Here is a 10959-nt window from a genome sequence, read left to right as displayed (position 1 = left end):
TTGTTCTCTCAGGCGTTGCCTTGGTTGCGTTGCAGGCGTGCTTCGCCGGCCTGGATCGCGGAACGTGCCCGCGCCACCGCGTTGCCGATCACCGGCGCGGCACGCTTGAGCTGCTGCATGTTGTGGTTGGCCATCAGCTGCAGGCGCAGGCGCGAGGCGCCCACCGGCACGCCGGGGAACTCGACCTGGTTGACGAACACCGACTGGTCGAACAGCATCTTGCCGACCAGGCGCGACACCTTTTCGCTGCCGATCAGCACCGGGATGATCGCCGACGGGATGCCGATGCAATTCAAGCCTTCGCCGGCCAGCAGGCCGCGCAGGCTCTCGACGTTGCGCATCAGGTCGGCGCGCAGGGCGGCGCCTTCGCTTGATCCGATGATGTTGATGCATTCCAGGATCACGGCCGACTGCACCGGCGACAGCGCGTTCGAGAACATGTGCGGGCCGGCGTACAGCTGCAGGTGGCGTTTCACGGCGCGCGAGGACGTCGCCACGAAGCCGCCGTTGGACGAGAAGGTCTTCGAGAACGCGCCCATGACCAGGTCGATCTTGCCGAGCATGCCCTGCTGTTCGATGCAGCCGCCGCCGTTGGGGCCGAGCGCGCCCAGGTCGTGTGCCACGTCCACCAGCAGGGTGGCGCCGTACTCGTGGCACAGGGCCTGCAGGCGGGCGATGTCGGGCGTGTCCGAGTCCATGCTGAACAGGCCTTCGGTGACCACCATGATGCCGTGCTCGGTGTCGCGCGCGCGGATCGCGCCCAGCAGCTGGCGCACGTGCTCGACATCGAGGTGGCGGTTGACCGTGACGTTGGCGGTGGCGGCGCTGGCGCCCTGGCGTAGCGAGGCGTGGGCGAACTGGTCGATGACGATGTGGTCCTGGGCCTGCACCAGCGCCGTGATGGCGCCGAAGGCGGCGCCCCAGCCGGTCGGGAACAGGGCCACGTGCTCGGCCTGCACCAGGCCGGCGATGGCCTGTTCCAGCGCCAGCGAGGTCTTGGTGTTGCCCAGCAGGACGGCCGAGCCGGCGCTGTGCGGGCCGGCGTCGCGCAGCGCCTTGGCGGCCGCTTCCGCCACGCCCGGGTGCGAGGCCAGCGACAGGTAGTCCTGGGAAGCGAAGTTGATGCCGCGCGCGCCGGTGCCGGCCTCGTCGCGGATGCTGGCGATCGGGTAGGGCGCGCCTTCGAGCGAGCGGGCGTACTGCCACAGGCCGTGCGCGGCGCGCTGGTCGTGCCAGCGCTCGACGCCGGCGGTGCGCGCCAGCAGGTCGGCGCCGCGCGGCTGCGCGAACTGGGCGGCGGTGCCGGACAGGGCGCCGCCGGCCAGCATCGCGTCGACCGCGCCGGCGAGCTGCCGTTCCGCGTCGAGTGCTGCGTTGTCCACTTGCGTATCGGCCGTTTGGAAAGGGATGGCCGGACCCGGACGTTCTTGACTCATATGCCTTCCTAACCCGCTCCCTGCACGGTCACGCCACCAGGCGCGCCGCCACGGACGGGGATGTCGTCTGCTGCCGCAGCAGCTCCGCGATGATGTCCGGACTGACCGGACGGTTGAAATAATAGCCCTGCGCGGCGTCGCAGCCCATGGCCTGCAGATCGGCCAGCTGCTCCCTCGTCTCGACCGCCTCGGCGATCACCTTCAACTGCAGGCGGTGCGCCATGTCGACGATCGATTCGGCCAGCGCATAGGCGCGCTCCTTGCCTTCCTGCTGCCCGAGGCGGACCACGAAACTGCGGTCCATCTTCAGGATATCCGCCGGCAATTCGGTGAGGTAACCCAGGCTCGAGTAACCGGTGCCGAAATCGTCGATCGAAATCTGTACGCCGGCCTGGCGCAAGCGGTCCAGGCCGGTCTGGTTCATGCTCATGTTGTCGATCAGGATGCCTTCCGTGATCTCCAGGTCGAGGCAGCGCGGATCGATGCCGGTGTCGGCGATCACGGCGAGGATACGCTCGACCAGGCCCGGATGCTTCAATTGGCGCACCGACAGGTTCACCGCCACCTTCAGCGCCGGCAGCCCGGCGGCGCGCCAGGCCACGTTCTGGGCGCAGGCGGTGCGCAGCACCCATTCGCCGATCGGCACGATCAGGCCGGTTTCCTCGGCCAGCGGGATGAAGCGGCCCGGCTCGATGCGGCCGTATTGCGGATGCGACCAGCGCAGCAGCGCCTCGACCCCGGTGATGCGGCCGCTGGCCAGGTCCACCTGCGGCTGGTACTCCAGCAGCAGCTGGCCGGCAGCGAGCGCCTCGCGCAGGTGGTTCTTCAACAGCAGGCGCTCGCTCGGCGGCAGGGCGGCGTCGGCCGAATACACCTGCACGTTGTTCTCGCCCCAGCTCTTGGCGCGCGTCATGGCGGTGTCGGCGCGCTTGAGCAGGGCGTCCATGTCGCACGACGGCGCCGGGTAGGTGGCGATGCCGATGCTCAGGCTGACGAAGCATTCGCGTGCGCCCGCCATCATCGGCAGCGCAAAGCGGTCGAGGATCTTTTCCGCCACCTGCTGGGTGTCGGCGGCGTTGGCCAGGTCTTCCAGGATGACGATGAACTCGTCGCCGCCCCAGCGCACGATGGTGTCCGATTCGCGCAGGCAGCCGCGCACGTGCCGGGCGGTCTGCACCAGGATCGCGTCGCCGGCCTCGAAGCCGAAGGCTTCGTTGAATTCCTTGAATTTATTTACGTTCAACAGCATCACGCCGATCTGGCGCTCGTTGCGCAGCGCGCGCGCCATCGCGTGGCCGAGGCGGTCGCGCAGCACGCGCCGGCCCAGCAGGCCGGTCAGCTCGTCGACCTGGCTGGCGTCGACATGCTCGGATGGCGCACCCGCCGCGGCAGGCTCGGCGTCCGGCCTGGCGGCCGCCCGGGCCGGCAGGTCGGGCTGCTGGCCGTAGCTCAGCACCAGGTTGCGCCCGCCCGACTTGGCCAGGTACAGCGCTTCGTCGGCGCGCGCCACGGTCTGGCCGATCGATTCGCCGCGGCGGAATTCGGCCACGCCGATCGACACCGTCACCGCCAGGTCCGGGGAGATAGCGCTAACGTCGAGGCGCTCGATACGCTGGCGCACCGACTCGGCGAATGCATGCGCCTCGTCCTGGCGGGTGCGCGGCAGCATCAAGAGGAATTCCTCGCCGCCGTAGCGGCCGAAGGAATCGGTCGCGCGGATCTGCTGCTGGATGCAGTGGGCGAATTCGCGCAGCACCGTGTCGCCGGCCGAGTGGCCGTAGGTATCGTTGATGCGCTTGAAGTGGTCGATGTCGAGCAGGCACAGGCTGAAGGTGGAACCGTCGCTGGCGGCGCGCTCGCGCTCGCGCTCGATCAGCTTGATCAGGTGGCGGCGGTTGTGGCTGCCGGTCAGCTCGTCGCGGATGGCCAGTTCGTTGATGAAGTTGAGCGCCTGCTCGAGCTTGATGAAGCCCTGCGTCTTGGTCAGTTCGAACAGCAGCACGAACACCACGATGACGATGTACAGGCCGAGGTCGCACAGCAGGTACAGCAGCGTGATGTCCTTGACCGGGTGGTCGGGCAGCGGGTAGCCCAGCAGCGGCAGCGCATATAGCGCAGCCACCGCCGCGCAGCTCATGACGAGCCAGAACACGGCGGTGGCCACGCCGCCCAGGAACATCGCCACCACCGGCGCCGCGATCAGCCAGCCGGCGGTGGGCGCCGACACCCCGCCCAGCGAATAGCTGAGCCAGGTGAAATTGAAGAACACCGCGCACAGGAACACCTCGCGCGCCAGCATGATGTTCCTGGTCAGGCGCAGCAGGAAGGGCGCCACGAACATGAAGGCGCAGCACAGCAGGATCTCGCGCGCCGCCGCGCCGAAGCCGAGCACGTAGTAGACCCAGGCATACACAGGACCCGAAAGGGCCGCCATCACGGCGGCGTTGATGACGTTCTGGGCACGCGTCAGCGTCGCGGCGTCATGCTGCGCATCCGGTGGAATGAACCACTGGATGGCTGCAATATACTTGCCGATGCAGCGTGAACCAAACGTCGTCATATCGTGTCTTTGTAACATCGCATGCATTGCCTGCTCTTCCATAGTTGCATGTTGAAAAGATTGCAATATGGAACTGATTTTAGATGGTAACATGGGGAATTATGCATACCCAATAGTTGTGCCCAATTCTTCGAGATACTGAACACTTAGTTGCAGCCGCGTCACACCTTGATGGTCGAAATCAAAGATGGGACTTGGCAAAGGGACATGTTTCGGAGTAGTAAATATGCCGCCGTAAATGGCCTGGATCGGCATCTAGCGGCACCGTGGCAGGCATGTCATCGATGCTGGGGATCGTCAGGCGTCGTGCATCCGGCAAACTGGTGCATGGAGACGCCGGGGACGGGACAGCGAGGCAGTGTAGCAGAGCTATATTTCCTCAGTGAACTTTATTACCCGTAAAGGGTATTGCTATTAAGGCAGTCATCGTCATGTCATGCGCTTGGCTTAAAGTCAACGATCCACTTTTGCGGATCCGACCATGCCAAGCCATCGATACCTCGTCCTTGCACCGCTGAACGCCGCCTTGCTGACCGCCATGCTGGCGCTGGGCACGGCGCCGGCGCGCGCCACTCCATTCACCATCATCGGCGCCAGCACGGCGGCGCAAACCCTCGGCAATGGACAGACCGGCACGGTCGCGCCGGGCGCCAGCCTGGGCGTTGCCGGCTCGACGGTGGCAGTGACCGTCGACGGCAGCAACGCCACGCTGAACAATGGCGGCGTCATCGCCCAGACCGGCAGCGGGCGCGCCATCCGCGACAACACCGGCGTGGCCAACCTCGTCATCAACAACGGCAGCCGCGACAACGGCAGCGCCGTCATCCGCACCGCGGACGCCGACGTCGTCCAGATGAACGTGGCGGGTGCCAGCGTCAAGCTGAACAACTACGGCAGCCTGGTCTCGCAGAACGCTTCCGCCGGCGGCGCCCAGGCGGTCGACTTCGCGGCCGTCACCGGCGCCAACGTCGTCAACAATTACGCCGGCGCGCTGCTGCAGGCCAGGGAAGCCGACGCCGTGCGCCCGGGCGCGGGCGGCATCGTCTACAACGCCGGCACCATCCGCGCCACCACTATCAGCGGCAGCGGCAGCGACGGCATCGACGGCCAGAACAACAGCGGCATACGCATTACCAACGACGGCGGCGGCCTCATCGACGGCGGCCGCCACGGCATCACCGGCGGCCAGGCTGCCGCCGCGGACGCGTTCGCGCTGAGCGTGACCAACAACGCCGGCGCCGTCATCCGCGGCAACAACGGTTCGGGGATCAATATCGACGGCCTGAATGCGCGGCAACTGCTCACCGTGATCAACCACGGCACGATCCTCGGCAACGGCATCAGCGGCGACGGCGACGGCATCGACGTCGATGGCCTGGCCAGCATCACCAATACCGGCATCATCCGCTCGACCAACGCATTCAATCCGACACCGGCGGGGCTGGCCTACAGCGAAGGCATCACCGCCGGCGGCGGCGTGATCGTCAACGCAGGCACCATCGAAGGCCTGGTCGCGGCCGGCAACGCCAACGCGGTCGGACGCGGCATCACGCTGGCCGGCAACGACATCGCCGGCGGCGCCCTGGCCGGCACCCGCGAAGGTTTATATGGCAACGCCACCATCGAAAACCGCGCCGGCGGCCTGATTCGGGGTCAGAGCGATTCCGCCATCGTCGCCCAGGGCGCCGCCAGCGGTTTCACGGTCACCATCGACAACCATGCCGGTGCCGTGATCCGGGGCGGCGGCGCCACCACCGCCGCCATCATGGGCGGGGCCGACCGCACCGTCATCGCCAACGCCGGCGTCATCGACGGCAGCAGCAGCGGCAAGGCGATCCAGCTCGGCGGCGCCGGCGGCAATGGATTGACCATCCTCGGCGGCGGCGCGCGCGTCATCGGCGCCATCGACGGCGGCGCCGGACGCGGCAACACGATGCTGGTCGACGCCGGCACCGGCAACCGGTTTACCTATGCCGGCGCGATCGCCGATTTCGACAGCGTCGAGTTCAGGAGCGGCGTCACCACGCTGTCCGGCCAGAGCAGCTACACCGGTGCGACCGTGCTGGGCGGCGGCACGCTGGCGCTGATGGGCGACGAGCGCATCGCCGCCGCCAGCGCGCTGGTGCTGGCCGGCGGCACGCTCGACCTGACCGGCGCGGGCAGCCAGACCTTCGCCAGCCTGAGCCTGCTGGACGACTCGACCATCGACTTCGGCCACGGCCGCCTTACCTTCGGCGGCCTGGGCACGGTCGCCGGCGGCAAGACCCTGGCGCTGGCCGAGGCACTGGCGACGTCCGGCTACCTCATGCGCTTTCTGGGCGATTATGCCGGCAATGCCGATTTCCTGGCCCTGCTGCGCGCGGCCGGCAGCGGAGACGTGAGGATCACGTCCAGTTTCGACGGGGTATATACGAACGTGCTGGCATCGGGTGAGGTGCCGGAGCCGGCCGGTCTTGCGCTGATGCTGGGCGGGCTCGCCATGATGGCAGCGCTGCTGCGGCGCGTCGCAAGATAAGCGATCTTATTTCAAGAAATTGTGAATTATTAAAGTTTTTTCCACTAAAAATGCTGGAAAGCAAAGCTTGTTTTATTAATTCAACCATAGCCGGTCGCCAAACGAAAATTTTGCATTTTGGAAAGGAAATAGTAAGGAGAAAATATAATGTTGTTCGCATGTTTATTTGTGACAATTCGAGAGTTTGTATTAATTACATTCACTTACAATAGTTAAATTATGCAAGCAATCTTGCTTGTCACAATCAAGAAGGAAGGCGCTTCAGGCGCCTGGCAATGAACATCATCGACATCGTCGCGGCTGGTATGCGTGAAGACAATAACCGTCTGAGCATCGTCAGCAGCAACCTGGCCAACGTATTGACTCCGGGCTACAAGCGCCAGATCGCGGCTGAACGCTTCGACGCCACGCTGGCTGCCTTGGGCGCGCCTTCCAGCTCCCATTCCATACAGATCGATAGCAGTGCGGGCGCCTTGCGTGCCACGGGTAACGCCGCCGACATTGCCATCGAAGGCGATGCCTGGTTCGAGTTCGACACCGCCGCGGGACCGCGCTACAGCCGCGGCGGCATGCTGCACGTCGACACCGCCGGGCGCCTGGTGAATGCACAGGGTGCACCGATCGTCACCTCCGGGGGCGCCGTACTCACCAGCGCGGCATTTCGCATCGATCCGAATGGCGACATCGTCCAGGGCGGGCGCGTCACCGGCCGGGTGAAACTGGTCTCGTTCGACCATCCCGAGCGTCTTCAGCCTGCCGGCGCCGGTCTGTACGACGCGACCGGACTGCAGGCATCGACGCAGACGCTGGACAGCCGGGTCCGCAGCGGTTTCATGGAAGCATCCAACGTCAACTCGCCGCAGGAAATGGTGCGGCTGAGCGAGACCGTGCGCCATTTCGAGTCGCTGCAGCGCGCGGTGCAAGGCTACGACGAAGCGCTGGGAAGCGCCATCCGCAAACTGGGAGAGTTCTGAAGATGAATGATTCGATGTACATCGCCGCGACCGGCATGGTGGCGCACCAGAAGAGTGTCGACGCGATCGCCAACAACATGGCCAACATCAGCACGCAAGGCTACAAGAAGAGCCGCGTGAATTTCGAAGACCTGGTGTATCGCGGCCTGGCCGCCGCCGCCAACCCGGACGCCGCCAACGGCGCGCCGGCCCTGCTGTCGGGCAGCGGCGTCGGTATCGCGGCCTTGACCAAGTCGTTCACGCAGGGCGAACTCAAGAAGACCGATGCCATGTTCGACGTCGCGATCCAGGGCGACGGCTTCATGGAAGTGACGCTGGCCGACGGCAGCCTGCAATACACGCGCGGCGGCGCACTGACGGTCAACCAGGACGGCTTGCTGGCCACCGCCGGCGGCTTGCCGCTGCGTCCCGCAGTACGGGTCGGCACCGACGTGCGCCAGCTGACCGTGCAGGCCGACGGCATCGTGATGGCGCAATCCGACAGCCAATCCTCGGCCATCGAGGTCGGCCGCATCGAGCTGGCCCATTTCGCCGATGCATCCGGCCTCACGCCGCTCGGTACCAACCTGTACAAGGCCACCGAACGTTCCGGCGATGCCATCTACGGCCAGCCGGGCGAGGGGCCGTTCGGGACCCTGGCGCAGGGTTACCAGGAATCGTCGAACGTCAACATCGTGCAGGAAATGGTCGATTTGATGGTGGCGCAGCGCGCCTACGAATCCAGCGTGAAGGTCATCCAGGCGTCCGACGAGATGCTGGCGATGGGAAACAACCTGCGTAAGTAATCCAGCCAGCAAGCCGCTCATGTTTCGTTTTCAGCATGCCGCCCGGACGGCGGCCTTCGCATGCCTGGCCTTGGGCTCGGCAACCGTTGGCGCCGCCGCCGTGCCCGTCGCCCTGGTCATGCGCGCCGACGTCACGGTCGAGACGCGCACCATCCGCCTGCAAGACCTGCTCGAGCGCCCGGCAGCGGCTTCCCTGCCGGATTGCGTGCTGCAGGCGCAGTTCGGTGCGGCGCCGCTGGTACAGCAGGCCGTGACCCTGAACCGCGCGACGGTAGAGCGGCAGCTGCTGCGCGCCGGCTGCGTCGCGGCCGTGCATTGGGAAGGGGCGCAGGTGGTGCGGGTGCACAGCGCCGGCCAGCTGGTCGATGCGGCGCTGCTGCAAGGGAAGGCCGAGGAATTCCTGCGCCAGCGGCTGGCCGGCCGCTACGCGCACGTCGACCTGGTGCCGAGTACGGCGCTGGCCGCCGTCGCCGTACCCAAGGGCGCGGTCGCGGTGACGGTGCGGGGCGACATTCCGCCGCCAGGCCAGGTGCGCATCCCGGTGTGGCTCGACATCGCGGTCGACGGGGACCTGTATCGCTCGGTGGTTGCCGGCTTCGATGTCAGGGCGAGCCAGCCGGCATGGATCGCGCGCCGCGACCTGGAAGCCGGCGCCACCGCGCAACGCGACGATTTCGTGTTGCAGGACACGCCCGTCGAGCGCTTGAAGCAGCTCCCCATCGGCGCCGATACGCCGCCTGACGCCATTCGCCTGCAGCGCCGCATCCATGCCGGCGAAGCGCTGACGGCGCTGCACCGCCCGGCCCGGGCCGCCGTGCTGCGCGGCGATCGCGTGAAACTGGTCTACGGTACCGGCACGGTGGTGGTGGAAACCGCGGCGATCGCCATGAACGATGCGCAGCAGGGACAGGCACTGCTGGTGCGCGCGCTGGCCGGCACCGCGCCCGTGCAGGCGCGCCTGGTTGGCGCGGGCATCGCCCGCCTCGAGGAATGATGATGACGACACGTAAAACGATCGCCCTGGGCATCGCCCTGGCCACGCTGCTGCAGGCCGCCCAGGGCACCAGCCTGTACGACCCCAAGACGTTCCAGCCGCAGACCTCGGACCTGCGCCCGCGCCGCATCGGCTCGCTGGTCACCGTGCTGGTCTACGAGAGCGCCAGCGCCAGCAGCACGGCCAACACCTCGGCCAGCCGCGATGCCGGCATCGGCCTGTCGGTGCAGACGCCGTCGCACGACCACCAGGCGGCGATCGACGCCTCCAACCGCATGGACGGGCGCGGCAAGACCGAGCGCCAGGGCAAGGTGCTGGCCCAGCTGACCGCGGTGGTGACCGGCGTGACCGCCGAAGGCGACCTGCGCATCGCCGGCGAGCAGGTGCTGGACATTAACAACGAACGCCAGCAGATCCGCATCGAGGGCACCGTCAGGGCCCAGGACGTATCGGACCTGAACGTGGTGCTGTCGACCCGCATCGCCAACGCCAGGATCAGCTACTCGGGACAGGGCGACCTGGCCGACCGCCAGCGGCCATCCTGGTGGCAGCGCTTCGCTTCCTTGTTCGGGATCTGACCATGAACCGTCCCGGACGCATCGCGGCATACCTGTTCCTGTCCCTGTGCGCCTGCTGCGCGCAGGCCCAGGGAATCCGCATCAAGGACCTGGGCAAGGTCTCCGGATGGCGCGAGAACGCGCTGCTCGGATACGGCGTGGTGACCGGCCTGGCCGGCACCGGCGATTCCGCGCGCAGCAAGATGACGCGCCAGTCGCTGACCAACATGCTGTCGCGCTACGAACTGAACCTCGCCGCCGAGGATATCCAGAGCAGGAACGTGGCGGCGGTCATGGTGACGGCCAACCTGTCGCCGTTCGCGCGCGCCGGCGACCAGATGGACGTGACGGTCACTTCCATCGGCGACGCGCGCAGCCTGGTCGGCGGTACCCTGGTGATGGCGCCGCTGAAGGCGGCCAATGGCCAGATCTACGCGCTGGCGCAGGGCGCGCTGTCGGTGGGCGGCTACAAGTACGACATGAACGGCAACGTGGTGCAGAAGAACCACCCCACGGTGGCATCGATTCCCGCCGGCGCGACGGTGGAGCAGGGCATCGTCAACGAGGTCGGCCGCGATGGCGCGATTACCTTCGTGCTGAGCGAGCCGGACTACACGACCGCGAACCGGGTCGCGACCGCGATCAACCGCGCCCTGGGCGCCGACACCGCGACCGCGCGCGACGCCTCCGGCATCGACGTGCGCCTGCCGGGCGGCAAGGCGCGCACCGCCGAATTCATGATGGCGCTGGAAAACGTGACGGTCGAGCCGGACCGCCGCGCCCGGGTCGTCATCAACGAGCGTACCGGCACCGTGGTGGCCGGCGCCGACGTGCGCATCGCCAAGGTGGCGATCTCGCACGGCGACCTGAAGGTGTCGATCGTGACCGACAACACCGTGGTCCAGCCGCTGTCGGTCGGCTACGCCGGCGCCGGGGTACGCACCGCACTCGTGTCCAACAGCCGGGTCGACGTCGCCGAACGCGGCGAAACCGGATTCGTCGCCAGCGACAACACGGTCGGCGACCTGGTGCAGTCGCTCACGCGGATCAGGACCAACACGCGCGACATCATTTCCATCCTTCGTGCGGTCAAGGCGGCGGGCGCACTCCACGCCGACCTGATCGTACAGTAACCGCA

The 10959-nt window shown here is 66.9% G+C and carries 8 protein-coding genes; 6 read left to right on the top strand and 2 right to left on the bottom strand.

What is annotated here, in order from left to right; all coding sequences use genetic code 11:
* Positions 1 to 8: 8 nt before the first annotated feature.
* Together HH212_RS05230 and HH212_RS05225 are read right to left on the bottom strand one after the other, a co-directional pair.
* Entirely contained in the window at positions 9 to 1382 is a 1374-nt protein-coding gene (locus HH212_RS05230) for an aminotransferase class I/II-fold pyridoxal phosphate-dependent enzyme (protein WP_229217577.1), read from the bottom strand.
* Positions 1383 to 1464: 82 nt separating this feature from the next.
* Positions 1465 to 3996 (bottom strand): diguanylate cyclase domain-containing protein, encoded by a 2532-nt coding sequence (locus tag HH212_RS05225; protein WP_169434392.1) that lies wholly within the window; start codon positions 3994 to 3996, stop codon positions 1465 to 1467.
* 481 nt (positions 3997 to 4477) lie between these two features.
* Here HH212_RS05225 and HH212_RS05220 point away from each other — a divergent pair, with 481 nt between their 5' ends.
* From HH212_RS05220 to HH212_RS05195, 6 genes are all read left to right on the top strand, one after another.
* Positions 4478 to 6511, top strand: a complete 2034-nt coding sequence (locus HH212_RS05220; RefSeq protein ID WP_169434391.1) for a beta strand repeat-containing protein — start codon at positions 4478 to 4480, stop codon at positions 6509 to 6511.
* 275 nt (positions 6512 to 6786) lie between these two features.
* Positions 6787 to 7485 carry a flagellar hook-basal body protein gene (locus tag HH212_RS05215; protein ID WP_169434390.1) on the top strand — a complete coding sequence of 233 codons (699 nt, stop codon included), beginning with the start codon at positions 6787 to 6789 and terminating at the stop codon, positions 7483 to 7485.
* A gap of 2 nt (positions 7486 to 7487) precedes the next feature.
* The gene (gene flgG / locus HH212_RS05210) at positions 7488 to 8270 is read left to right on the top strand and encodes a flagellar basal-body rod protein FlgG (protein ID WP_169434389.1); all 783 of its coding nucleotides are present in this window, start codon (positions 7488 to 7490) and stop codon (positions 8268 to 8270) included.
* 100 nt (positions 8271 to 8370) lie between these two features.
* Positions 8371 to 9264 carry a flagellar basal body P-ring formation chaperone FlgA gene (gene flgA, locus HH212_RS05205; protein WP_169434388.1) on the top strand — a complete coding sequence of 298 codons (894 nt, stop codon included), beginning with the start codon at positions 8371 to 8373 and terminating at the stop codon, positions 9262 to 9264.
* A 2-nt stretch (positions 9265 to 9266) separates the two neighbouring features.
* Positions 9267 to 9842 carry a flagellar basal body L-ring protein FlgH gene (locus tag HH212_RS05200; RefSeq protein ID WP_169434387.1) on the top strand — a complete coding sequence of 192 codons (576 nt, stop codon included), beginning with the start codon at positions 9267 to 9269 and terminating at the stop codon, positions 9840 to 9842.
* 2 nt (positions 9843 to 9844) lie between these two features.
* Positions 9845 to 10954 carry a flagellar basal body P-ring protein FlgI gene (locus tag HH212_RS05195; protein ID WP_169434386.1) on the top strand — a complete coding sequence of 370 codons (1110 nt, stop codon included), beginning with the start codon at positions 9845 to 9847 and terminating at the stop codon, positions 10952 to 10954.
* Positions 10955 to 10959: the final 5 nt, after the last annotated feature.

It is taken from the genome of Massilia forsythiae (assembly GCF_012849555.1).
Lineage (GTDB): Bacteria > Pseudomonadota > Gammaproteobacteria > Burkholderiales > Burkholderiaceae_D > Telluria > Telluria forsythiae.
The sequence above is the reverse complement of the archived record's forward strand: the minus strand, read 5'-3'. Positions and strand labels throughout refer to the sequence as shown.